Genomic DNA, 26,272 nt, shown 5'->3' with positions numbered 1-26,272 from the left:
TAAAATAATATATAAATTTAGTAATAAAAATTACCAAGAGTATCAAAGTATCAAGATGTATTAAAATAAAAATTAATTTTAGATCTTAATATTAATTAAATATTAAGAAATTATTGTTTTGTAAGAATAATAAAAAAATTTAAATATAAAGAAAGGAAATATTACATTAATGAAAAAGTTATTATCATTGTTAGGGGTTGTTTCATTAGTTGGAACAAGTGTTACGCCAGTTATTGGTTGTGGAGCAAAGCCAGTTAGTCAAGAAACTATTCATGACAAAATTAAAAAGTCTTTACAACATCAAATAGTATTTGATGATGATTGAATTATAGATTATGATCAATCAGAGGAAAATATTGAATATTTTATTAACTCAAATTTAGATTATAAATGAACATTTTTTAATAAATTAATTACTGACTTAGTAATGAAACAATTAATTAAAGATATTCCAACTTTATTGGACGTTTATCCTGATTTTAGTTTATCTGCAACTATTTCCTTTGAAAATAAAATTTCAGATTTAAGAGAAACTATTAAAAATGGGGAAGCTGCAAATATTATTTATGATGTTGCGTATAATTTGAATCAATTGCAGAATATAGCATTATCTGAAATTCAAGCAGCAAATCCTGTGCAACCTCCAGTTACAAGTGGGGTATTATCATATTATAATGGTTCATTATTTGGTCAATATAAGATTTTAGGTTCAAAATTACAAAATCAAATTTTATTTAAAAATGATAATTTTATTTCTGATAATCAAAGAAGACTAAATTATTTAACAGAAATTTTAAACCATAGTAGTGCTATAATTTCAAATAATGGTAGTTATCGCAAATTTTTATTTATGCCAGATTTTGCAATGCGTATCGGTTTTGAAAAAGATAATTTTCCTAATCACGATTTAGTAGAGCAAATTTACAATGATAATAATATTTTTTATGATAAATTAAATATTATTAAATCCAATATTATGAATAAATTTTTAAAAAATAATTCTATTCTTGATATAAAAATGTTTATGCCAACTGTTTTTGATGATGTTCAATTTGAAATAAGTTTAGACAAGGCTATTTTAGCGACTGATCTTAAAAATAATAGTGAGTTAAAATATGTATACGGATCACAATATTATGATAATGGAATATTAATTTTAAATGTTAAAACTAGATTAAAATATCAAGGAATATCAGCAAACTCAACTATTGATGAAAAAATAGCTTTTGGAGTCATTTATGAAGACTAAATAATCAAGTCTTAATAAAATAATCAACTTTAATATTTAAATTTAATTTTTATAATAATCTTACAAAACTAGAAGAACAGAGGTTTAAAAAATGAAGAGTAAGAATTTAAATGCTCGAGAGATTATTGAGCGCATTTTTAAGTCTGGTCAAAAGCCACTTTGAAAATCAAAGCGATTTATTAGTTTTGTATCAACAATAATTTTAATTGGGGGAACAGGGATTACAACAGGAACTATTTTGGCAACTAGAAATCATGGTCAAGAAATTTATTATAAATTTGATGATAAATATTTTAGTTCGCAAGAAAGTGTTGCTAATTATGCTCGTAGTGGGGCTAATACTCGTTCTCTTGGTTATAATACAAATAATTATTTGTTTGATGGTCAAACTTTTGGAACAAAAGAAGCCTTAAACAAATATTTAAATCAAAAATTTCCAATTAATAAAGTTAAAACAATTAGAAACCCAGGTAATTATACTATTAATAGTAGTGGTGAATTATCACGAGATGTAATTTCTGCCTCATATGAACAACCTGTAACAGTATATCGTGGTAATGATGGGAGTGCCTATTTAAATAAAAATGATGCTTTAAGTACTTTCCAAAATTATCAAAAAGTTTATAACATTGAAGGAGAACTTCGTTACAATGAATATGAAGCAAGAGAGTTATATGAAAATTCAATTAAGAAAAAATTAGAAAATAGTGATAATAGTAAAACAGCTTGTTATATTCAAGGAACAATTTGTCAAACTGAGAAAGAAATAAAATCTTGATTACGTAATGGGATAAAAAATGGTTTTGAATATCAAGGACAGTATTTTTCGGATTATAATTACTCCGAATATAAGACAGTAATAGCGAATATTGATGAATATACCGTTAATAAATATGTTAAAGAAGTAGTTAATCCTGATAAAAATTCATACTGAATTTCTCATGATCGTGCCTCAACAGGTCAAGGTTTTTTTGTTGGACCTAAGTATGTAGAAACTAGTCAAAAATTAACAGGTGCTAAGTTTGAAGAGGTTAGTTCTTATACCCCATCCCTTTTGTTATTTGCTGGATTATCTGGGGTAGTAAATGATATTACTACTTATCTTTATGAAGAAAAAGTAGAAAAATATACTGATTGGAATACGAATAATTTGCTCCATTTTCTAGAATGATTAAATAAGAATAAAATCTTAAGTTTAAAGAATATTAATAAAATAAAAGAGTTATTTTATACCTTAAATATTTCTAATCAACTTTTATCAGATTCAACCATAGGTTTAGGAGATATTACTGACCCAACTTTTACTGATTTTCATAAATTATTAGTAGCAATGAAACGAATGTTAACTTATCAAAAAGTTTATGCTTCATCAGTTGAAAGTGATGTTAAACAATTAGAACAGTTATTTAAAGAAATTATTGTTGAGATTTTAAATAATAATCGAGAAACTATGACATTTTTATTTGAAAATGATGATTTAGAAAATAACTTAGGAGCAGATTTTTTATTGAATTCAACAATTGGATTTGAAGATATATATAATCTATTCTTAAACGAAACAGCCTTTTTTGAAAGCAACAGCGATAAGCAAGCAGTAGTTAATGCTTTACAAAAAATTGAGAATGCAATTGATAATGTTGTTGGAATGATTAATGGTGTTAGTGGGTTAGCTGATCAAATTAAAGAGAATTATAAAAAGAAAAATACTACTGATGCAAAAGTACAAGAAAATCGTGGTGAAATTAAAGATAAAATTAATGGCGGGCTAAATGATAAAGCCTCTGAAATCAGTGATAAAATGCATATTAATAATAAAAATAGCCAAAAAATTCAACCACGGGCAATTGGCGCTTTTTTTAAAGGTTTTGCTGCGGTATGAGAAATTTCAAAAGCTCTTAGTCTTATTTCATTAAAGACATTAGAATTTAAAATTGACAATGAACATTCCCTATATTACATGGTACCAACTTTCCGAATTCCCGTTTTAGGAATTGATTTAAAAACACCACAACCGCAAACTAAAATTACGGAATTATCAGCATCAGCTTTAAAATACATGTTACCAAGTGATTTAGAAACAAAAGATCAAAAACTATATGAATTTAATGATCATTATTATTTATCAAAAGAAAATGCCAAAAATGATTTAATTGAAGCAATTTATTTACACCCTGAACGTTATGTTCCTAATAAAAAATTAATGATGAGTATTATGGCCCAAGATATTCCCTATATTTTACCATCACAAATTAGTGATGCCAATATTTGTGGAACTACTTCAAATGATGATGATTGTATTACCCAAGCGGATTATGATACGAAATTAAGTGAAGAAAAAAATAAATTTGTGAAGGAAATGTTTGATAAATATTTTGTTCCAAATAAGAAAGAATTTTACTTAGATGGTTTTGGTCATTATTTTGAAACTCAACAAGAAGCGTTAGCCAGTTTAAAAGAAAATGTTGCGCAATCTAATTTTAATGTTTCATATCAGTATACAACAAAAACTGGGAAAAATATTTTGGCTGATTCCCTAACTGAAATTCAAGATTTTGTAAAAAATAACGAAATTATTGATAGTAAAGCTGTTATTAATTCGGATTTAATTACGACATCAAACTATGATAGTTTATCAGAATATGTTGGGTTAAACTTTGATGTTTATGAACTGAGTTATTTTGGTGATAAAAAATATTTTATGTCCGCAATGCAAGCATGGAATTACGTTCTAAATCACGTTAACTATCAAACGTTAAACTTTGATGCCAATGCCAAAACCTTTGCTTTTGGTAAACATGAATTCTTCTCAGAAAATGATTTTATGCGCTGAGTTGAATTAAATACAGTCCAAGTAAGTGCAAAAGAAGCAAATGGAAAGGTTGTGAATTAAATGTTACGATTAATAGCTTTAGCATCTTCTTTAATAACAGTAACCCCATCAATGACAACAATGACTTATTATGCGCTAAACGATAATAGTAATCAACGAATCATTGATCCAGAAATTTTACGTGAAGATATTTTCAAAAATAGTATTTATGGGGGGCAAGTTAAGTACAGTGAATTTGATGGACAAACTTTTTATTCAGATGAAGCATTAAATGAATACCTCTTACAAAACAATAAAGTAACTTCTATCTTAACTTCTTCTAATCCCAATAAAATTATTAAAAATTATGAACATATGACATTAGATGAAACAAAAATCTATGATGCTGACTTAAATAATTTTAAACAACTATATCGTGATGCCTTTGGGAATGTGGCATATAGTCGCCAAGCAGCTCTTGATACTTATGTTAATAAAGGTCATGTTAAAGCTCAATATAGTTATGATGGGTTTTACTGATTTGATACCCCAGAAGAAGCCAAAATTAATGAAAAGTATAATATGAAAATTAATAAATCGTTATATTATATTTATCAAAATCAATATTATAATGTCTTTAATGATAAAGATATCAATGCTTTATTATCTTTAATGGATGAAGGGTATTATGCAAATATTAATGAATCATTAACTCAGAGCCCCTTACAAAACCCCATTATTGAAAAAGGGGATAGCAAATTAATTTATGATTTATTAAAAAAAGATTTCCAAAAAGATTGAAATGGGGATTATTATAATCAAATCACTGAGTCTGAAACGCAGTATAAATTGTCTATTGCACCCTCAGCAAGTAACCGAATTACAGTTCAATATTTTGATAAAAATGGTAAGGCAATAGGAGGTGCAACTGATTATTGGGCTGGAAGTGCTTTTACTTTTGAACCACTTAATGTTAAGTATAATAGTGGACAAGAAGTAATCAATGGGTTTAAAAATGCCAAATGAGGTGAAGGAACTGAAGGAACTCCTGGATTTGGTTGAAGATATAAAACAACAACTTTAGAAGGTTATAAAAATGGTCAACAAGTAAAAGTAAAAATAAATCTTGTCCCAACAAAATGAAGCAAAGGTGGAGGCAAAACTCCAGCTCCAAATTTAAATGATTATAGTTATGCTGATCAATCAACGGGAAAAATTAAATTATACTCAAATCCAGATAAGCATGATGATCAATTCTTAGATGTAACCCCAGAAAAACAAGGGGTTTATTCACCAGATAATATTACAACTGAAGAAAAAAATAAATTTTATAATGAATGATATGATAAATATTTCAATAGTGTAATTACAAATTTTGGGGTTAATGACAATCGCCAAGTAACATACGATGACATTAAAAACGGTAATTATATTAAAAATGTTGTCTTTGATGGGGAAGGATCAAAAGGGTTTATTTATAAAGATAAAGCTTATGATATTAATTATAGTAAGGGTTATAGTCAATCTTTAATTGAAAGTTATTTACACTGAGTTGAAATTAAAGCTAAATTATTAGAAAATCCTGTAACAGTTGAAGGGAAAACTGTTTATCAATTACGTAATGACTTTTTAGCAACAAAAGAACAGTTAGATAAATTTTTATATTTAGAAGGTAACTTTCAAAGTAAACTAATGTACTCATATTCACCAGACCCTGATATTTCTGATCGCCAGGGGAAAATGTTAGCTCCAACATTAGAAGAAGCGAAAGAAAAACAGATTATTAACGATAATAAAACTCTTCGTAAACAATTTATTGCCTATGATGCTTTTGGTAATGAAGAAGTTGCCAGTGCTAGTGCAGAAGACGCCATTCGTCAGTTAACTAATAAAATTCAATTAACTTCAAAATTTATTCATAAAAAAGAAATTAGTTCATGAGATCCAAATGTGAAAAGATCATGAGATTTAACAATTTCTGATGGTCGCTATAATGTCTATCGAATTGAAGATCCAAATCAAGGGGGTAAATTTATTTACTATCCATCCCAAGACTTAGCTTTAGCTGCTGTAAAAGCCAATGCGAAATTAAGTTCTAGTGTTAATACGTTAGAAAAAGCAATCTATTTATATAATTATAGTGCCACAAATGGACAAGTTATTCCTTTCGTTTTCTATGATAACGATGTTAATAGTGTTATTAAAAAAATCTATCAATATGAAGAGTGGACAGTCAATTAGTTACTGATAATTTCTGGAAAATATTTTTCAAAAAAGTTTTATTATCCAAATAATAAAACTTTTTTTCTTTCAAAACAGCATGTTTAGAGTTAAAATAATGGTGACATACAGCCTATGTCTAGGAAGGATGATAATATTGAAAAAGTTTATTAATAATATCAACGATATTGTTCCAGAAATGCTAGAAGGGATTACGTTAGCTAACCCAGCAACCCTAGAACGAATTGATGGCTTTAATATTATTATTCGCAAGAATAAAAAAAATAATAAAGTTGCCCTGATTAGTGGCGGAGGTTCTGGTCATGAGCCTGCCCATGCTGGTTATGTGGGGGAAGGGATGCTTGATGCTGCTGTTTGTGGGGAAATTTTTACATCCCCAACCCCTGACCAAGTTATTTCCGCAATTCATGCCGTGGGAACAAAACAAGGAACATTACTAATCATTAAAAACTATACCGGGGATGTAATGAACTTTGAAATGGCAATGGAAATGGCCCAATCAGAAGGTTATACTTGTGATTATGTTATTGTTAATGATGATCTTGCCCTTGAAAATAGTACTTTCACAACAGGAAAACGAGGAATTGCCGGAACTATTTTTGTCCATAAAATTGCCGGTGCCAAAGCCGAAACAGGGGCTTCGTTAGCAGAAGTGAAGCGTGTAGCTGAAAAAGTTATTGCCAATTTAGGAAGTTACGGCATTAGTGCTGATGCCTGTACAGTTCCTGCCAATGGGAAAAAAAGTTTTATTTTAGCTGATAATGAAGTTGAAATTGGGTTAGGAATTCATGGGGAACCAGGAGTGGCTAAAACAACCATTAAACCAGTTGATGAATTTGTGACAGACCTTTACCAAAAAATTAAAGACCACTTGAAATTAACAGCAAATGATCATGTTGGGGTAATGATTAATGGTTTGGGGGGGACTCCCTTGATGGAATTATCAATTGTTGCTCGTAAAACCTTAAAATTACTAGCAGCTGATCAAGTTACTTGTGAAAAAACTTTTGTTGGAAACTATATGACGGCCCTTGAAATGCCTGGTTTTTCAATTTCAATTTTAAAATTAGACCAAGAGTTAACAGAATTGTTAAAAGCAAAAGCAGTAACCCCAGGAATGGTAGTTGTTTAATGGAACAAGCAAAAATTTGACAAGCCATTACGGAAAAATTAATTGCTAACAAAGAATTACTAAATGATTTAGATCAAGCAATTGGTGATGGTGATCATGGGACAAATTTAATTCGTGGGTTTAATGAAGTTATTAAAGACCCAGTAAAACTAAATGGTACTTGGCAGGCATCATTTAACTTTGTTGCAATGACCTTAATGTCAAAAGTTGGAGGTAGTTCCGGGCCATTATTTGGGATCTTCTTTTTAAATATGAGTAAAGCAATTAAAACTGCGAGTACACAACAAGAATGGTTAGATGCTTATTTAGCTGGCATTAAGGCGGTTAAAACGCTTGGCAAAAGTGATGTTGGGGAAGGGACAATGCTAGATGCGTTAATCCCAGCAGTTAAAATCTTGGAAAGTAACTTAAATTTAAATAATAAAGATCTTTATAAACAAATGGCTTTAGCCGCACAAGAGGGCGCGGAAGCAACAATTACGATGCTAAAGACAAAAGGGCGAGCGTCTTATTTAAAAGAACGTTCTGTTAATCATATGGACCCTGGGGCTAAATCAGTTAGTCTAATTTTTGAAGCGGTTAGTGAGGCTTTACAATAAATGGTTGCTGTTTTAGTTGTTAGTCATTCGTATCCTCTGGCTAAAGCAGTAGTTGACTTTGTCAGTGAAATGAAAATCAATAATTTTCCGTTTCAGTTTATTGGCGGTATTGAAGATGGCCAACGATATGGCACTGACCCGATGCTAATTCAAAACAAATTAACAGAATTATTGGTTGATAATGATGTTTTAGTGTTATGCGATTTGGGAAGTTCAATTATGAATACACAAGTAGCCATTAATTTTTTACCACCAGCTTTACAAGAGCGGGTTGCTATTGCTGATAGTCCTTTTTTTGAAGGGACGCTTGTGGCTGTTACTAGCAATCATCTTACGATTGACTTAGCAACCTTAAAGCAAGAAGTAGAAAATATGAGTCGAATCGCAAAAATATAGGGAGCAAGTAGCAATGCTTCAAAATCTAGGAATCCCAAGTTATTATAACTAAGGAAATGATACTAGGCTAATCAATTCAAAAAGGTTTAGTATAATCAAATTTTTAAAAAGTAACTTGGAAAAAGTAACTGTGGTTACTTTTTTTGTGAAATTATTTCTTGAAAAAGATTTTTTCGTTATAATATATGTATAGAAAAATAGAATAAGGTGATGGAATGCGCAATATTGTGCGAAATATTGTAACATTAGTATTTATCATAATTAGTTATTTTGCTTTTTCAACTTGAATTAATTGAATGACGCGCCAACAAGGAAATACTGTTATTGTTCAAATTATGACACCATTTCAAGTGGTAATTTTAGGATTAATTTTTGCAATGATTATTCCGACTTTTAAATCAATTTTTTTGGCATCATATAGTTTGATGCGTAAATACCAAAAAAATAAAAATCAATTTTTATTATATAAGTATGATAAATTAATGCTAATTTTACGAATGATGGAACGTAATGTTAATGCCAATAATGTTGATGGGTTAAAACGTAATTTTTGAAGTTACGACAATAATGATCTTATTCGTCCTCAATTTGTGGAATCGTTAGTTGCGGATTTAAAGACAGCTGTTGTGCGCGATTATGCCTTACCAAAATATGGTAAAGTTGTTAAAGAAGTAATTAAATGTTGTGAAGACTTTTATCAGAAGGAACGAGCTGTTTCAACTGGGAGTGTTAAACGCCGCTTGTTTTTCGATATTAGTCAGGGTTATCAACTAACATCCCAAGGATCAAATTATAATATTCATTATTTTGAAACACTATATAGTAAAACAACTAATAAACAACAATTAGGATGAAAAATTTATTCATTATATATGATTAAATTTAATTATTATTTTTTATTCTATGGTCTTGGTTTAGCAGCCCTAGTTGGAGTTATTTTCTTTCCACTAATCGGGCAATATAGTCATTTTAATTTGACAACATGAGGAGTATCACTTTTAGTGATGGTGTCTGGAGTTGGTGCCATCATTAGTCATGGTGTAAAGTCACTAACATTAAGCAAAAAAAAGGAAGTACGTAAGTATTTAATTTTACCCGCTGTTACTTATTATTTCTTAATTTTACTAATATTTTTAAATATTGCAGGATCAATCATGCTCTTACCAAGTATCACAGCTATTCCTCCGGAAAGTACAAATATTTTTGAATCAGGAGCATTACCATTTCTGTTTGCCTTAGCAAATTTAGTTTTAACAACGGCTTTATTAATTTATATTTTAGCAACATTAATGGATTATTTAAAAGGACCAGGATTAGTAAAAGAATATTTGATTGAAGGAATTATTTTACCGCTAGTGATGTTTTTGGCATTTACAATTACCCGCACTACTTTGATTATTTATTATGATGACCCACAAGGGTTAAATCCGTTTGTAAATATGATTCAAACCTTTTTAACCGCTGCCTTATTTATTTATTGAGTTGTTAACTGAATCTTTAGTAGTATGATGTCAGCTGTTGTTAATAATAATAAATATTTAAAATTACATGGTGTTAGTCAAACACCAAAAAAACAACAAAAAACTAATAATAAAAAAAATAAAAAAGCTAATGATTAAATCATTAGCTTTTTTGAACAAATTTTCAAACTATTTTTATTGATAATCAAAATATGAATTAATTCTTAGTCCTTCACTAAACAAAATATTATTATCAATTGGTAATGAGTCAAAATAATTGGTATAAATAATTTTATCTATCGTATAAGCAAGTTTAAAAATAATTTGAGATGTATGAGTTGTTATTTCTTTTGTTGTATAAAATTCTTCTATCGTAAAGTCACGTTGTTCTTTTATTAAATTAGTAAATACGATATCAAAAGCTGGTCAAACTGCATATAATGTTGTTTGCGAAAAAGAAAATAGTTTAGTATCAACAAAATAGATTTCTTTGCCTTCTTGTTCAAGAGGAAGAGAATTCTTTGTTGCAAAAATTAAACTAGATAAAAAATCAATTGTTTTATATTCCCCAACTAATGTTTTTTCGGGAGCTTTTTTGTGAAGCATTGTTACCGATTTTAATTCTTCTTCCTGTTTTTTACTATTAAAGCTAATATTATTATTTATGATAATTGGTGCTGTAGCTGCAAACCCTAATCCTGTTGCCCCGATTAGGGATAATAAATTTTTCATTCTAACAAGTCCTTTCCTTCTAACCCACCCAGACCCTACCATTTTAATAAATAATGATAGTTAATATTATTTTAATGATTTAATTAATTTATTTGTTATGGTTCTATTTTAGTCTTAATTTAATTTGAAAACAAGATTTGCAAGATGAGATATTATTACACTAATTGTAAAAAGGAAAATTATATCCTATAAAGTAAATAGTTTATGTAGTATCGATTTTAAGGGAGGAAAAATATTGCGAAAATTATTTACATTATTTTTATTTGTCTGTTTTACTTTTACTTATTTAGTGTATTATCCGTTTAATTTCATCCAAGATAATTTTTTTAAGTTAGTATCACCTAGTACAATAGAAAATGTTGAGCCAGTTGATAAAGTTAAATTAAATCCCAATTTATGTTCTTTCGATATATCAGGTACTTTAAAACAATTGAGAAAAGAAAATAATACTAATGTGACAATTTATGGCCCGGAAATTTTATTGTATGATTTTGAAACAGAAAAAATATCTTTAAATCTATGAAAGAATTTGGTTGAAAATTTATCTTTTAGTGTAAATAGTAATATTAATTTTTCAACCGGAGAAGAGGAATCTGTTTTATCGAAAAATGTAATTCTTAAGACAGAAAGAATTAATGAAAAAATAATTCGCATGCAAGTTCAATCTTTAAAAAAAGATAACAGTGTTGGGACATTGCAAACTTTGACCTCCTTATATATTAAGTGTGATAATAAAAAACTGGTCTTAAAGATGGGTATAATTTTAGAAAATGAAAGTTTAAAATATTTGAATGTAAGTATAAAAATTAGTTTAAAACTTAATGGAATTTTTTATAAGAAAAAATTAAATTATGAAGAAACTAAATTAAAACTTAGCGAATTGGTAAAAACAAAAGAAATAGTTTTTGATAGTTATAACAATGATATGAAAGAGCGAGAAAAAAATATATTATCTAATTGGGATCAGTATTTATTAAAAATATTTAGACAGAATAAATATCTAATTAATTTTTTTACTATTCCAAATATAGATCTGCAGGGTAATTTAATTTCAAGCTCTTTTTACTTAAAAATACCTTTTTCTAATATTATTTTAAATTATGATTTTGTTTTCAAAATTAAATATCAGCTAACAGGGACCGAAAATATTAATAAGCGATTAATAATTATGGCTGGAAGAAACTTTAAGCAAGATTTTAATAATGACAATAAAAATCAGGATTATGACAAAAACATTTTTTATAATCAGGGGGTTAATGTTAAATTATTATCAAAATTTAAAAATGAAAAATTTTATTTAGATAATAAAGAAATTGTTGGCGAAGATAGGATTGATTTATATTTATGACCAAAATTAAATGATACCCAATATGAAATTAAAATTATCGGTGAACAAAATAATAAGCAAAATATTATTTATAATAAAAAAATAGTAATCTCAGGCTATTCAAAATCAACAAATTTTTATTCCACAGATGGAAGAATGGCAAAAGAAGAAATTACTTTTGGTAATATTGATTACCCGGTGGTATCGTCAATAATAGAAACTAAAAGTAATTTAACTTTAGAAATAAATTGATCAAAAATTAATTTTCTTTATTTATATAAGCTTGACGATAATTTAAATCCGATTAAAAATTATAAAGTTAATGATAAAAAGTTTACTATTCAAAAGGATGGCATTTATAATTATAGGGTTTATGAATCTTCGGGACGAATCCTAAACTATTATTTTTTTATTGGAACTAAAAATATTTATTATCAAAACTATTTTATTTCCGATCATTTTAAGATATTAAATAAATTTTTAACAACAATTAGAAATCCAATTATTTTAGATTCAGAAACAATCTCTTATGAACAATTATTATCTGAAATTGATAATTATTATTTTTGAAATAACAATGCTAAACCGCTAGTGAATTTAAAAAAACTCAATTTAGAGAAAATATTACAACTACCAAATGCCATTAATAATAACGACTCAATAAATAGTATTAAATTATTAATAATCGATGTTTTAAATAACTATGATTTAATTTATAAGAGAGATTATTTTATTTATATTAATAAAATAGAATTATCTGATTTTAATAATATTAAAAATGATTTATCAAATGGGGTTAAAAAAATAAAAATAATAGCGAACCCATATTCATCAAAAGTTACTGGCGAATATCTCATTAATTTTTCGGATAATATTTTTGATTTATCCCAAATTGATTTTTCAATTTTAACAACATCAACTCACTTAAAAAGAGAATATATTAAAATAATTAATGATACTTTAATACGCAATGGAGTTTTAGCCACTAAAGATATTGATTATAGAATATTTTTTGATGATAATAAAATATTAATTAAAGCGATTAATGGTTCCAAAAAATTAACTAATGAACAAGTAATCTATTTTCCGCTGGCAAAAAGAGTGGGGCATTTTTTTAATACTGTAATACCTAAAAATATTGCAATTATTGTAACAATTGTTTTTATTATTATATATTTACTTTTTTTTGTTCTGCTCTTTCGCCCAATTAAAAAAATTTTAAAAAATAAAAAGAGTATGAGTTAAATTCTCATGCTCTTTTTATTTAAACATTTCAAATAATGTTTTAAGCATAACCCCTGTTCCACGGTTATTATCATCAGCTGTTCCAGCAATATCTAAGTGAATATATGGTTTATCTTCGACAAATTCACATAAGAATGCTGCGGCTGTTGAACTACCGGCAAAACGTGAAGGTTCGGCATTTGTTAAATCAGCAATTGGTGTTTTGCGCATTGCTTCAAAATGCTCTGCTTTAATTGGCATTCTTCAAATTTCTTCATGTGAATGTTCAGTTGCATTTGCAAATTCTTGATATCATTCATCATTATTAGCAAATACTCCTGTCATTGTTTTTCCTAAAGCTACTAAGATTGCTCCTGTTAATGTTGAGGCCTCAATTAATTTTGTAACATTTAATTTACGGATCGCATATGTAATCCCGTCGGCTAAGACTAATCTTCCTTCAGCATCAGTATTATCAATTTGAACAGTTTTACCGTTCATTGAAGTAATAATTGATTCTGTTAATGTTGCTTTACCCCCAATGCGGTTTTCAGTTAAACAAGCAACAGCAGAAATATTAACATTGGCTTTTTGTTTTGCTAAAGCAATTATTGTTGAACAAACAATTGCTGCTCCTGACATATCAAATTTCATCCCAACCATTGCGTTTGAAGGTTTTAAGTTATATCCTCCACTATCAAAAGTAATTCCTTTTCCAATTAAACCAACTTTTTCAGTATTTGAAGGATTACCTTTATATTCTAAAACTACTACACGTGGTTCTAAATTACTTCCAGCATTAACGGCTAATAATAATCCCATTTTTTCTTGTTCAATTTCTTTTTTATCTAAAATTTTAACAGTTAAGTTTGGAATTCCGGCTGCCATTTCTTTTATTTTATTAGCAAACATTTCTGGATACATTAAGTTTGGTGGAGTATCTTGTAATGTACGGGCAAAATTAACTAATTCCATTTTAATTTTAACTTCTTCAAATTTTTCTTGGGCACGGCTACAATTGTGAAGCAAGTTAATTGTTGGTTTAACATTATTTTTTTTAGTTGTTTTTAATGAGAATTCTTCATAATCGGCATAAAAAACACTTTCCATGATTGCACGACCCACACAACTATTTTCTTGTGCGCCTTTTTTAAAACTATCAATATCAATATTTACGTTATATTTGTTAGTTTTAATAAAATTGCAAATAAATTTTGTCACTGTTTTAAAGTCTAATGCTTTATCAAAGTAAGCATAAATTGTTTTATCTTCACTAATTAAAGTTGTGCGATTGCTTTCTTTTATAATTAAGGGGTTAAGTTCATCTTCTTTAAAGACTGCTTTTAATGTCAGTTCTTGATTTTTATCATTTAGTAAAATCATTGGATTAATTCCTTCTTTCTAATTAATTATCTAATATAATTTATAGTAAGAATTATAACACTTGCTGGTTTTAAAATCTCATAAAATTAAAAATTTATCAAATATTAATTTTCCCTTTAATCAGTTATAATAGAACTTGTAAGAAAGAAAGGGGCAAAGCCATGAAAAGAAGCGAAGTTGCAAATGAATATAAATGAGATTTTTCACACTTGTATCAAGATGTCCAAGCGTGAAAAGCAGATTTAACAATAATAGTTAAGAAATTAGAAGAAATTATTACCTTCCAAGGTAAATTAAATGATCAAAAGATTTTTAAAAAATATCTTTTATTAGATGAAGAAATTGATTTAATTGCTAGTAAGTTAGGACAATATTTACATATGGGAGATATTGACACAACTAATCTAGAGTATCAAGAGTTAAGCGGAATTTACTCAAATACAATTAATCAAATTGCAAGTAAATTAGCTTTTGTTGCACCAGAAATTAAAGCAGTCGGGGAAGAAACCGTGATGAATTGGGTAAAAAATGACCCAGATATTAGTCAATATGAGTATGGTTATCGTAAATTTTTCCGTAGTAGTAAACATATTTTGTCAGCACGTGATGAAGAAATTTTATCAATCGTTGCTCGTAGTCGGGGAGCTGCCGATGATTTATATGATTTATTAGCTTATGCTGATCGTAAACCAGTTTATATTACTCATAAAGGGCAAGAAGCGGAATTAACAAATGCCTTGTATAGTGAAATTATGGAAAAAAGTGACCCCTTAAAAGACCAAGGGTTAAGAATTAAAGTTTCAGAATTGTTTACAAAAAACTTGGTTGAGAAAAAGCATTCTCTTGCTCGTGTTTATGAGGCGATAATTCATGAAGCAGTTGAGGATGTTCAATTACGCGGTTATAAAAATACTTTACAAGCAGCGTTAAGTAGCGATGATGTTGATGAAGAAATTTATGCTAGTTTAATTAAATATGGTAAAAAACATAGTAATTTATTTGTTCGCTATGAACTATTGTTAAAAAATTATTTTAAATTTGAAAAATTTTATGCAACAGATCGTAGTTTAAAATTAGTTAAAAATGTTGCTAGTTTAGACAAAAAATATACTGTTGAAGAGGCAAAAGATTTAATTCGCACAGCTTTAACACCTTTAGGTGATGAATATTTAACACAATTAGAAAAAGCTTGAAGTAATAATCGTATTGATTATTATGAAGATACAAATAAACGCGATGGAGCCTATTCATCTGGGGGCGCTGGAGTTGAACCAATTATTTTAATGAATTGAGATGGCACAATTAGTTCAGTTAATACTTTAGCCCATGAGGTTGGACACTCTGTTCACACATTATTAGCTGATAGTAATAACCGTTATCCGCTAGGAAATTATCCAATTATTTTAGCGGAAGTTGCTTCAACAGTAAATGAACATTTATTATTTGATTATTTATATTCAATTGCCACAACTAATGATGAAAAAATTTATTTACTACAAAATCGGATTGAAGAAATTATGGGAACCTTTTTCCGTCAAATTCACTTTGCAGATTTTGAATGAACAGCGCACCAAAAAGTTGAAAACAATGAGCCATTAGATGCGGATAAATTAGCTGATCTTTTTGCCCAAAAATCAGAAGAATTTGGTTATGACGTTTTTGATAAATTAGATGAAAAAGGAAAACCCTATGGTTGAACAAGAATTTTACATTTCTTTAATTCACCATATTATGTTTATAAATATGCCACTTGCATCGTTGCTTCATTTAAACTTTATAATGATGTTTTAAATCACCATTCTGAACAGTTAATTAATTTCTTAAAACAAGGTGGGAATAAAGAACCGTTATTGATTTTAAAAGATATTGGGATCGATTATACTGATCAAAGGGTGTATGATCCATTAATTGAAAAATTAACAGCTTTAATTGATGAATTAGAATTATTATTAAAAAATAAATAAACAAAAAGTCCGAACAATTGTTCGGACTTTTAAAATTCAATTCCTTTACGAGCAGGAACATTATCATAAAAATAATGTTTTTCTGCAGAAACAAAACTAATTAAATCAACAGCACTAGCTAAAGTTGGTGTCATATGATGACCTGAAAAAACCATTTCAATGTTTGGGTTTTTATTTTTAATTAGGGCAATTAATTCTTCTTCGGTGATTAATTCATTAACTATGCATCCTAATAATTCATCAACAATAATCAAATCAATGCCTTCTTGCTGAGATAACGCTTTTAATTCTTCAAAACCTAAGCGCATTTCAGTTTTTAATATTGCTTTTTCTTCATCATTCATTTCTCAAAAAAACTTTGTATTTGAAGAATAATAATTTCTAATTTCTAAATTTGGATGTTTAATTTCTGCAAAGAAAAGCATTTCTCCTGATTGACGATTTTTTAAAAATCGTAAATATTTAACATTTCAGTGATAGCCAAGAGCTCTGATTGTCATCCCATTTAAAATAGAAGTTTTACCTTTTCCATTACCATAATAAATATGGGTATAGCCTTTTAATTTCATTTCTAGTTCTCCTTATTTTTTATCACGGGGCATTTCCCCAATTTTATAAGCTGATTGGGAGCGAATAATGGCTCCAGGGTCAGCTAGTAGGACAGTTTCTTTAATTTCCCGGAAAAAAACCAACGGGATTGTAATCATAATTAGGATACTGTCATCTCTAATATTATCATCAAATGTTCAATCTACTTTTCAAGCACATTGATTATGAATTCCTTTTGCTTTTAAGCGTTCTGAAACAAGATTTGGTTTTTCGGAAATAATAAATAAGGTTGTATTACGATAACGGGGGAAAATTTTATTCGCCACTAACCCAGCAATAAAAATAACCATAAATGATGCAAAGAGAGGAGCTGAAAAGTAGTAAAGACCAAAACTAGGGTTGGGGTTATTTGATTTAATTCCATAGCTCATCGCTCAAGTTCCTAATAGGATTATACTATTAACTAAAATTGAAATATTTCCGATTGGTTTTTCTTTTTTTCGAGCAATATAGTTATTAATAAAGTCGGTTCCCCCTGGGCAGGAACCAACTTTGTATAAAATTCCATAGGCAATCCCTGTTAAAATAGCCCCAATTAATCCAAAAAAGAAAATTCACAGGTCAAGGATTGTTTGATCTTTGATTGTACTTAGATTTTGTAAAAAGTAGAAATCATTTGAATTAAGATAAGGAATTCCATGATATGAACCAATCCCATTAATAATAATATGAAATAGGATTTGGCCAATCATATACATTAAACTTTTAAGCGTGAAACTAGCACCAAGTGTCTTTCAGCTAAAAATAATTAGCGGAATATTTAAGACAATAAAGAAGATATAATATAGTAGATTAGAATTATTAATATTATCAATAGTTAATGGGGGAAAGATAAATTGGGCAAAAATCCGTCCTAGAGCTCCAATTCCGGGAGGCAAAATTCGACTTGGTGAAAAGAAATAGTCAAAAGCAATTGTGGCAATTAACGCCGCTAAAAATATATAACCATAATTTTTCAAGTTTGTGATTTGAAAATATTTTTTTAAGGAAAAGGGAATTTTCTCTTTTTTATTTTTATAATTAGGTTTTAAAACGGCAATCGGATTTTCAATATTTAAGTAATTTTCAGCAGCAATTAATTCTTGCTCATATTCAACAATCTTTTCGACTAGTTTATTAATCGCACTTTTTTCAGTAATTTTTAATTGTTCAAGTGCTACTTTTAGTTTAAATTCTTTTTTTTGATCAGGATTTACTTCTAGTTTTGCCAACCGTTTTTTAATGCTTTTTCGTGTTGTTTCAGTTTGATTAATATAATGTTTTAAGGTTTTTTGTGTTTGACGGATATTCTCTTTGATATTTTCATACTCTTGTTGGGTAATTTTTCGTTTCTTTTCCACTGTCATGACTCCTAAGTTACTTTAACTATACAATAATTAGTATATGCTTAAAAAATCTAAAATGTAAAAATATTTTAATATTTTTAACTATTTATTTTTTTTTATGTTATAGTAATAAGAAATAATTGTAATTATTTTTTTCAAAACAAACACAATATGGAAAATTAAATAGAAAAGGGAAAAGAGCAAGAATGAGTCTAAGAAAACTTGAAAAAACAAAAGCTACTCAGCTAGTTTCAGCAGCTGAGTTTAAAAAAATTAAATCAAAAAAAACAGTAATTGTTGGAATTTCGCATGGTCTTATTGCGGCCGTAATTTATTCCCTTGTGCCGTTACTATTATATATCTTGCCGTCAAATGGAGGTTATGGTGATTTAAATTCAACTTTAAACACAACCTTTTATGTGACAATGCAAGAAATAATGGCAGCAGTTGTAATGTTTTTATTTTATAAACCAACTAATTTTATTCGTTATTTTAAAAAATTGCGCCATAAATCGGCGTGATTAATTATTTTATTTGGATTCCTTGGGGGACCATTTGCGATGATTTTTTTACAATTAGCAGTGTTAATGACAATTAATGCCGCTGGAAAAGTTGATGGGACTGTCCCTAACTTATTATTAAATTTAAATGTTATTTTAGCCGCCATTGGAAGTACAATTTTCTTCCGTGCTCGCCAAAGTAAATATACATGAATTGCTTTAATTCTTTCAACAGTATTAATTATTGGAATGTCAATTAACTTTGCTATTGAACAAGGATTAAGTTGAAGTTCAATTGGGGGAATGTGTTTAGCATTAGTAACAGCTGGACTATATTCTTTAGAAGCATTAGGAATGTCACATTTAATGCGTAGTTCAAAAGTAAAATTCACTGACAAAGAAGCAGTTTCAATTAAAACTGGTTCATCAGCAATTATTATGCTAGTTTTTGGGTTACCAATCGCAGCATTAGTTGATAACCCTCATCAAGGATTTTGAGTAGGTTATGAAGTATTTAGTAATTTTCAATATTATCAATATTTAATAATCTTCTTATGTGGAGGAGTTATTATGGGAACAGGGCGTATGTTGTATTATTCAGGGTTAGCAAAAGCCGGACCAACTTATACAACAGCAACGCAGTTGTTAATGTTCTTTTGAACACCAATCTTCCAATATTTATTTATTGTAATTGGGGTTCCAAACGAAATTTTACCACCAACATGATACTATTGAATTTATGTTATTCCAATTATCTTTTGTACCTTCTTGATTTCAATTAATGAATATATTATTTTTGCCACCGAGGTTGGTTGGCGTAAGGCCTTTTCGGAACTATTTCATAAGGTTGAAGTGGTTGAAGCATTACCAGATGAAAAAGAAAAAGATAAATTAGTTGAAAAAACTAATAAAAAATAAAAAATAAATAAGGTTGTGCCGGAAAAAAAGTTTTAAAAAGATAAAATTATCCGCGCAAACCTTATTTTTTTATGATTAAATTATAATAACAAAAAAGAAATAATTAGATGGATGAGGAAAAGCATGGAAACAAATAGTCTTTTATTTTTACGAGCGGTTGAATTAGCAGTCATTGCCGCATCACCATTAGTGGGAAAAAATGACAAAAATAGGTTAGATCAAAAAGCGGTTGATATTATTAATAGACTATTAACAAACAACAATGCAAAAGCAAAGATTGCGATTGGGGAAGGTGAATTGGACGCGGCACCAATGCTATACCAAGGCCAAACGTTTAGTGAAAACCAGGCTATTACGATTGATATTGCCGTTGATCCAATTGAGGGAACTTCGCCCGCTAGTAAAAATGAAGAAGGTTCAATTTCATGTATTGCCATTGCAAAAGCAGATTCAATGTTGCAAATTCCTGAAATGTATATGGAAAAGCTATTTATTAGTAAAAATTTAGCAAAATATGTCGATTTTAATTTAGAAATTTTTGAAATTTTGAAAAAATTAGTATCAGTTAAACCAAATTTATCATGTATTATTTTGGATAAACCTCGCCATCAATTAATTATTGCTAAAATGCGTACCTTAGGAATCGAGATTTATTTGATTAAAGAAGGGGATGTTTTAGGCGCAATTGATGTTGTTCTAAAAAAAGCTGATTTCTTATATGGAACTGGGGGTGCTCCGGAAGGAGTTTTAATGGCTTCTCTTGCGATAGCAACAAACCATCAAATGTGAGCAAAATTAGTTGGCTATGATCAAATTTGACCAAATGAACCAGAAACAAAAGAACGGGTTGCAATTGAACAAAAGGTTTTACAACAAAAAAAATTGACTTTTAAGACAATTTTCACTGAACATGATTTAGTTCAAGATGAAAGCACGATGTTTTTTGCCGCAAGTTTAACTGGGGGAACAGTTTTAAAGCCGTTAACCGTAGTAAATGATGAATTTGTTGTTAATTCATTTATTGGTTATAACAATATTTATCATCAAATTGTTTCAAAATATCCAATTAGAAAAACAATGGATGAATTATTAATTCATTATAGTAAGTAAAAATAGTACTAAATTTATTATTAATTAATAGATGGAGGTATTAATATGTTGGACCAAGTGGAAAAAGTTGTCCTAGGAACGATGGGGATTGAAGACGAAAATGTCATTATTAATGCCCTAAAAAATGGATATCAAATAATTGATACTGCTGAAGAATATCAAAATGAAAAAATAATCGGAAGAGGAATTAAGCATTACCTTAATGAAACTAACCATGAGCGAACAGACTTAATTATTGCAACAAAAATAAGTGCTCAGAGTATTGAGAAAAATCAAACTAAAAAAGTTGTCTATCAAGCATTAGAAAATCTACAATTAGATTATTTAGATATTGTTTTATTGCATCATCCTGGTCTTAATTTTGAGGCAACAATTAAAGCCTATGAAGATTTATTGGCTCTTAAAAAAAGAGGGTTAATTCGGGCGGTTGGTGTTAGCAATTTTGACAAAGATATGATTAAATTATTATATAGCAAAACAGGGTATTATCCTGAAATTAACCAAATAGAATTTAGTCCTTTTAACCAACGATGAGACCGAATCCAATTTTGCCAAAATAAAAACATTTTAGTTCAGGGATATGGAACATTAAAAGGTTTAAAAAAGAGTGGCTTGTTATCACAAAAAACTTTGCAAGCAGAAGCGGAAAGATATAATTGTACTATTTTTCAACTAATCTTACTATGAGTTAAATATTTTAATATTCAACCAGTTGTTAGTGCCCATAAACTTACGCATTTACAGCAAAATATTTTTTTACCAAAAGTTAAATTAGCAAGAAGTACCATTAAATTAATTACTAGTTTAAATATGTATGAAAATATTTATCCAGAATTATTTAATATAATATAATAAATTAAATTATTTAACCGCAAAAATTATTTTTAAAGGAGGGCAGAAAGATGGTTAAAGCTACAAAAAATTTAGTTTTAATAATTATTTTAGTTTCAGCAATTGCTGCTGGGACAATTATCGGGATTGTTGCTTGATATTTTACTAGTGTAGCGATCCAAAAAAATCCTTATGAGACAAGTTGCTTATTATATCAAAATCATAGTTCAGAAAAAGTTGATTTAAGTCGAGAGAATAATTCAGAAAAATTATTAAACCAATTAGCAGAAGACAACACAATTTTATACAATCAACATCGGTTTGTCTCTAACATTAATAATGATGATGTTGCTTTAATTAAACGCTGTGAAAGTAATATGCTTTATAAGGCTAGTTCTGAAGCAATAAATAATTTTAATAGGTTAGTTAGTGAGCCAAAATTTAATGACCTAACAAATGTTGAACAAGCATTAAGTAATAATAATTATTATAAATATGAATTAACAAATTTAAGCCAGCAAGCAGATTTTGGGGATAAAGAGAATTTTAAAAATAATATCATAAAGTTTTATACTGCTTTCTATAACCTGTATGGGGAAGAAATGTTTAAACAATTACTTTATAATATTCAAATATTAAAGATAATTGATAAATTAGAGAAAGAGAAGGAAACTACTGTAGCATATACAAGCAGATTATTTGATAGACGGGGCTTTTTCCAATGTATTGCCTTTGGCCCGTACGCTGGGAAAGTCAGTATTGCAAAAAGAGAATATAATACTGGTTGATGAGCTGCTCCAGATAATATTGAAGTGCTTGTTCATGAAACAGGGCATGCGCTAGCAAACTTTGCATATATTTTAAAAGGAAGCCGTAATTTAATTAATAACAATTTTAATCCTCAACCAGGTGTTTGTTCAGATTTAACTTCAATTGGGGGAGAAATAAATGTTTATATTGATCGAGTTGACCCAAATGATTATCTTATTAATTTTTTAGGTCAACGGGCAGGCATTAGCAACAATTTTTTTAAGCAACAAATATTAGCAGCATGATCATTTGTTCAGTCAAAATATGGCCGTAGTGGAGTTAAAGATTATGGGGGCAATGGCGAATTATTTGCCGAAGCTTTTGCCCAGTGGTTTTTAACTCCAGATGATAAAAAAGGTTTAAATTGAGAGATCTTAAATGAATTCTTTACGATGGCTTTAAAAAATAGATATTTATTATGATAAAAAAATAGGTTTATTAAAAACCTATTTTTTTTATACTTCTTCGCCAGCTAGTAGTTTTTCTAAATAATGGCCAACACCACCTTCTTCGTTAGTCAAATGGGTAATTCCACGTGCAACTGTTTTCAAAGCATCATTACCATTTTTCATCGCCACTCCGTAACCAACAGTTTGTAACATTTGCTGGTCATTTAACTCATCACCAAAAGCAACCACATCACGAATATCAACGTTATAGTATTGGGCTAAAATAACAGCAGTAAAGCCTTTTGAAACAATTTTATTAGTAATATTAATCATTAATTTGCCATCTTTACTTTTCGCCCCAATATGGGCATGAACTGAATTTTTATAGTTTTCTAAAGCTCGAAAAATTGTATCTTTATCTTTTTCATCTTTAAGATATAAGGCCATATTACTAGCAGGACCACGTCATAACTCATAAGGATTAGCAATAAAATACTGATCATCAATTTCATTATCGAGATGAAAATAGTTTTCAATGGCGGCATCTTTTTTTCAACAAATCGCTTTGTCATAATGTTCAATTAATAAGTTATCAAGTTTGCCAATAATATTAGGATGGTTGATGATTCCGGTAATAACATCATAAGAAATTGAGAAAACAATCCGCTTAAATTCACGTTTTAATGGATCATGGATATGACCACCATCAAAATTATTTAACAGCGTATCTAAGCCTAATTGACGATAAAAACGGATACTTGCCCGATATGGTCGCCCCGTAATAATACAAACTTTATGACCATCCATTGTTGCTTTTTGCAAGACAGCTAATGTTTTTGGATGAATTGTTATTCCATCATTCATTAATGTTGTCCCATCGAGATCAATTAAAATTAAGCGTTTTTTATTTAAATGTTGTAATTGCATTTTTACTCCACCTTACTATTGCTGCCTTAATTATATCCAATATTTATTATAATCGGAAAATTTTGATAATTTTAGCAGTAAGACCTTGTATTTGCTAAAATATCTGCTATGATTAAGATATATTAGCAATCATAATAATGGAGTGCTAACTAGGGAGGTAGGTATTATGGAATTTCAACAACAGTATGAACCAGGCAAAGATCCAAAAATTCTTGAAAAATTTACCAAAAACTTAAATAAAGAGGCAAGTATTGGTAAATTAGAACCGATTATTGGCCGTGATGATGAAATTAATCGTGTGATTCGAATTTTATCACGTAAAACAAAAAATAACCCTGTTTTAATTGGGGAACCAGGAGTTGGGAAAACCGCAATCGTTGAAGGGCTAGCCCAACGTATTATTAAAGGAGACGTTCCAAGTAATTTAAAAAATAAAGTAATTTATGAATTAGATATGGGAGCTTTAATTGCTGGGGCTAAATTCCAAGGGGAATTTGAAGAACGGCTAAAAGCGATTATGAATAAGGTGAAAGAATCAAATGGGGAAATTATCTTATTTATTGATGAATTACACTTAATTGTTGGCGCAGGTAAAACGCAAGGAAGCATGGATGCTGGAAACTTATTAAAACCAATGTTAGCTCGTGGAGAATTGCATTGTATTGGCGCGACAACATTAGATGAACACCGTTTATACATTGAAAAGGATGCGGCGTTAGAACGAAGATTCCAAAAAGTAATGGTTAATGAACCAACGATTGAAGAAAGTATCTCTATTTTACGGGGATTAAAAGAACGCTTTGAAACTTATCATGGGGTTAAAATCCATGATAATGCTTTAGTTGCAGCGGTTAACTTATCGTCACGTTATATTAGTGATCGTTTTTTGCCTGATAAAGCAATTGATTTAGTAGATGAAGCATCAGCAACAATTAAAACAGAAATTGCTTCAGTGCCAACCGAATTAGATACATTAAACCGTAAAATTATTCAGTTAGAAATTGAAAAAGCAGCCTTACAAAAAGAAGCTGATCAAATTTCAAAAGATCGTTTAGCTGATATTGAAACCGAATTAGCACCATTAAAAACAAAACAAGAAAAATTAGAAGCCCAATGAAATAGTGAAAAAAATGCCATTAAAAATCTAAAAGAGGTTAAATCACAAGTTGAAAAATTAAAAAAAGAACTAGATTTAGCTCAGTTAACAGGGGACTTCAATCGGGCTGGAGAAATTAAGTATTCATTATTACCAGCATTAGAAGAAAAATTACATCAAGAAGAACAAATGGCTTCTGAATCACATTTATTAAAAGAAGATGTAACAGAACGTGATATTGCGAAAATTGTTGGTAAATGAACAGGGATTCCTGTTGACCGCTTAGTTGAAAAAGAAAAAAGTAAATTATTAAATTTAAATAAAATTTTACGAAAAAGAGTTCGCGGTCAAAATGAAGCAATTGAAGCTGTTGCGGATGCAATTTTAAGAAGTCGCAGTGGTATTAAAGATCCTGACAAGCCAATTGGAAGTTTTCTTTTTTTAGGACCAACTGGAGTTGGTAAAACAGAAATTGCGCGTAGTTTGGCATACGTCTTATTTAATTCAGAAAAACAAATGGTCCGCTTAGATATGTCAGAATATATGGAAAAACATGCCGTAAGTCGTTTAATTGGAGCCCCTCCGGGCTATGTTGGCTATGAACAAGGAGGGCAATTAACTGAAGCGGTTCGTCGTAACCCATATTCAATTGTCTTATTTGATGAAATTGAAAAAGCTAATCCTGAAGTGTTAAATATTTTATTACAAATTTTAGATGATGGTCGTATTACTGATGGTCTTGGTAAAACAGTTGACTTTAAAAATACAATCATTATTATGACTTCAAATATTGGGTCAGAATATTTATTAAATGAAAATAATGAAGGTGTAGGCGTTAAAATTCAAAAAGAATTAGCAAAACATTTTAAACCAGAGTTTTTAAACCGGATTGATAATGTTATTGTCTTTAGTGCTTTATCAAAAGAAATTATTAAAGAAATTGTGGAAAAAGAATTAGGGGAATTAACTCAACGAATTGAAGCAAATAAAAATATTCGATTAGTATTTTCCGAAGCTGTTTTAGAAAAAATTATTAATGAAGGCTATGATCGTGAATTTGGAGCTCGACCAATCAAACGTTATATTCAACGCAATATTGAAACGTTAATTGCGCGAGCAATTATTACTGAAGAAATTAAAGAAGGTAATTCATACACAATTGATGTTGATAATAACAAATTAGTAATAAAAACCAGTGCAAAATTAAATTAGCACTTGAATTATTGAAATGATAATTTATA

General features: G+C 28.9%; 19 protein-coding genes. 14 read left to right on the top strand and 5 right to left on the bottom strand.

Annotated features, from left to right (window positions below; all coding sequences use genetic code 4):
• The first annotated feature begins 169 nt into the window (after positions 1 to 169).
• The 7 genes from SSYRP_RS04525 to SSYRP_RS04495 all read left to right on the top strand — a co-directional run bounded on the left by SSYRP_RS04525 (position 170) and on the right by SSYRP_RS04495 (position 10,045).
• A complete protein-coding gene (locus SSYRP_RS04525; RefSeq protein ID WP_016341119.1) occupies positions 170 to 1,249 on the top strand; it encodes a lipoprotein in 1,080 nt (359 codons plus the stop codon).
• Between the two features lie 91 nt (positions 1,250 to 1,340).
• Positions 1,341 to 4,139: a hypothetical protein gene (locus tag SSYRP_RS04520; protein ID WP_016341118.1), complete on the top strand. Its 2,799-nt coding sequence runs from the start codon at positions 1,341 to 1,343 to the stop codon at positions 4,137 to 4,139.
• Positions 4,140 to 6,299 carry a hypothetical protein gene (locus SSYRP_RS04515; protein WP_016341117.1) on the top strand — a complete coding sequence of 720 codons (2,160 nt, stop codon included), beginning with the start codon at positions 4,140 to 4,142 and terminating at the stop codon, positions 6,297 to 6,299.
• A gap of 136 nt (positions 6,300 to 6,435) precedes the next feature.
• Positions 6,436 to 7,431, top strand: a complete 996-nt coding sequence (dhaK, locus tag SSYRP_RS04510; protein ID WP_041614503.1) for a dihydroxyacetone kinase subunit DhaK — start codon at positions 6,436 to 6,438, stop codon at positions 7,429 to 7,431.
• Positions 7,431 to 8,030, top strand: a complete 600-nt coding sequence (dhaL, locus tag SSYRP_RS04505; protein WP_016341115.1) for a dihydroxyacetone kinase subunit DhaL — start codon at positions 7,431 to 7,433, stop codon at positions 8,028 to 8,030. Before dhaK ends, dhaL begins: the two co-directional genes overlap by 1 nt.
• Positions 8,031 to 8,426: a dihydroxyacetone kinase phosphoryl donor subunit DhaM gene (dhaM, locus tag SSYRP_RS04500; protein ID WP_016341114.1), complete on the top strand. Its 396-nt coding sequence runs from the start codon at positions 8,031 to 8,033 to the stop codon at positions 8,424 to 8,426. It begins immediately after the preceding gene.
• A gap of 215 nt (positions 8,427 to 8,641) precedes the next feature.
• Positions 8,642 to 10,045 carry a hypothetical protein gene (locus tag SSYRP_RS04495; protein ID WP_016341113.1) on the top strand — a complete coding sequence of 468 codons (1,404 nt, stop codon included), beginning with the start codon at positions 8,642 to 8,644 and terminating at the stop codon, positions 10,043 to 10,045.
• Positions 10,046 to 10,081: 36 nt separating this feature from the next.
• On the opposite strand, the gene SSYRP_RS04490 is transcribed toward SSYRP_RS04495, so the two are convergent.
• Positions 10,082 to 10,618 (bottom strand): hypothetical protein, encoded by a 537-nt coding sequence (locus tag SSYRP_RS04490; RefSeq protein ID WP_016341112.1) that lies wholly within the window; start codon positions 10,616 to 10,618, stop codon positions 10,082 to 10,084.
• A 235-nt stretch (positions 10,619 to 10,853) separates the two neighbouring features.
• On the opposite strand from SSYRP_RS04490, the gene SSYRP_RS04485 reads away from it, so the two are divergent.
• Positions 10,854 to 13,190, top strand: coding sequence for a hypothetical protein (locus tag SSYRP_RS04485; protein ID WP_016341111.1), 2,337 nt, complete (start codon positions 10,854 to 10,856; stop codon positions 13,188 to 13,190).
• A gap of 15 nt (positions 13,191 to 13,205) precedes the next feature.
• On the opposite strand, the gene SSYRP_RS04480 is transcribed toward SSYRP_RS04485, so the two are convergent.
• Positions 13,206 to 14,552, bottom strand: coding sequence for a M17 family metallopeptidase (locus SSYRP_RS04480; protein WP_016341110.1), 1,347 nt, complete (start codon positions 14,550 to 14,552; stop codon positions 13,206 to 13,208).
• A gap of 161 nt (positions 14,553 to 14,713) precedes the next feature.
• On the opposite strand from SSYRP_RS04480, the gene pepF reads away from it, so the two are divergent.
• A complete protein-coding gene (pepF, locus tag SSYRP_RS04475; RefSeq protein ID WP_016341109.1) occupies positions 14,714 to 16,516 on the top strand; it encodes an oligoendopeptidase F in 1,803 nt (600 codons plus the stop codon).
• A 29-nt stretch (positions 16,517 to 16,545) separates the two neighbouring features.
• On the opposite strand, the gene SSYRP_RS04470 is transcribed toward pepF, so the two are convergent.
• Positions 16,546 to 17,085 (bottom strand): cob(I)yrinic acid a,c-diamide adenosyltransferase, encoded by a 540-nt coding sequence (locus SSYRP_RS04470; protein WP_016341108.1) that lies wholly within the window; start codon positions 17,083 to 17,085, stop codon positions 16,546 to 16,548.
• Between the two features lie 12 nt (positions 17,086 to 17,097).
• Positions 17,098 to 18,471: a YitT family protein gene (locus SSYRP_RS04465; protein WP_236608041.1), complete on the bottom strand. Its 1,374-nt coding sequence runs from the start codon at positions 18,469 to 18,471 to the stop codon at positions 17,098 to 17,100.
• A gap of 185 nt (positions 18,472 to 18,656) precedes the next feature.
• Here SSYRP_RS04465 and SSYRP_RS04460 point away from each other — a divergent pair, with 185 nt between their 5' ends.
• The 4 genes from SSYRP_RS04460 (at position 18,657) to SSYRP_RS04445 (ending at position 23,044) form a co-directional block, all read left to right on the top strand.
• Positions 18,657 to 19,868, top strand: coding sequence for a hypothetical protein (locus SSYRP_RS04460; protein WP_016341106.1), 1,212 nt, complete (start codon positions 18,657 to 18,659; stop codon positions 19,866 to 19,868).
• Positions 19,869 to 19,991: 123 nt separating this feature from the next.
• Positions 19,992 to 20,978, top strand: coding sequence for a fructose-bisphosphatase class II (locus tag SSYRP_RS04455; protein ID WP_016341105.1), 987 nt, complete (start codon positions 19,992 to 19,994; stop codon positions 20,976 to 20,978).
• Positions 20,979 to 21,023: 45 nt separating this feature from the next.
• Positions 21,024 to 21,830 carry an aldo/keto reductase family protein gene (locus SSYRP_RS04450; RefSeq protein WP_016341104.1) on the top strand — a complete coding sequence of 269 codons (807 nt, stop codon included), beginning with the start codon at positions 21,024 to 21,026 and terminating at the stop codon, positions 21,828 to 21,830.
• A gap of 50 nt (positions 21,831 to 21,880) precedes the next feature.
• Entirely contained in the window at positions 21,881 to 23,044 is a 1,164-nt protein-coding gene (locus SSYRP_RS04445; RefSeq protein ID WP_016341103.1) for a hypothetical protein, read from the top strand.
• A gap of 30 nt (positions 23,045 to 23,074) precedes the next feature.
• Here SSYRP_RS04445 and SSYRP_RS04440 read toward each other — a convergent pair whose 3' ends face one another.
• On the bottom strand, positions 23,075 to 23,935 hold the full coding sequence (locus tag SSYRP_RS04440) for a Cof-type HAD-IIB family hydrolase (protein ID WP_016341102.1): 861 nt from the start codon (positions 23,933 to 23,935) through the stop codon (positions 23,075 to 23,077).
• A gap of 166 nt (positions 23,936 to 24,101) precedes the next feature.
• Between SSYRP_RS04440 and SSYRP_RS04435 the strand changes: the two genes are divergently transcribed.
• Positions 24,102 to 26,243 (top strand): ATP-dependent Clp protease ATP-binding subunit, encoded by a 2,142-nt coding sequence (locus SSYRP_RS04435; protein ID WP_016341101.1) that lies wholly within the window; start codon positions 24,102 to 24,104, stop codon positions 26,241 to 26,243.
• Positions 26,244 to 26,272: the final 29 nt, after the last annotated feature.

This window comes from Spiroplasma syrphidicola EA-1 (assembly GCF_000400955.1).
Classification (GTDB): domain Bacteria; phylum Bacillota_I; class Bacilli_A; order Mycoplasmatales; family Mycoplasmataceae; genus Spiroplasma; species Spiroplasma syrphidicola.
This window is presented reverse-complemented; position numbering and strand designations above follow the sequence as displayed.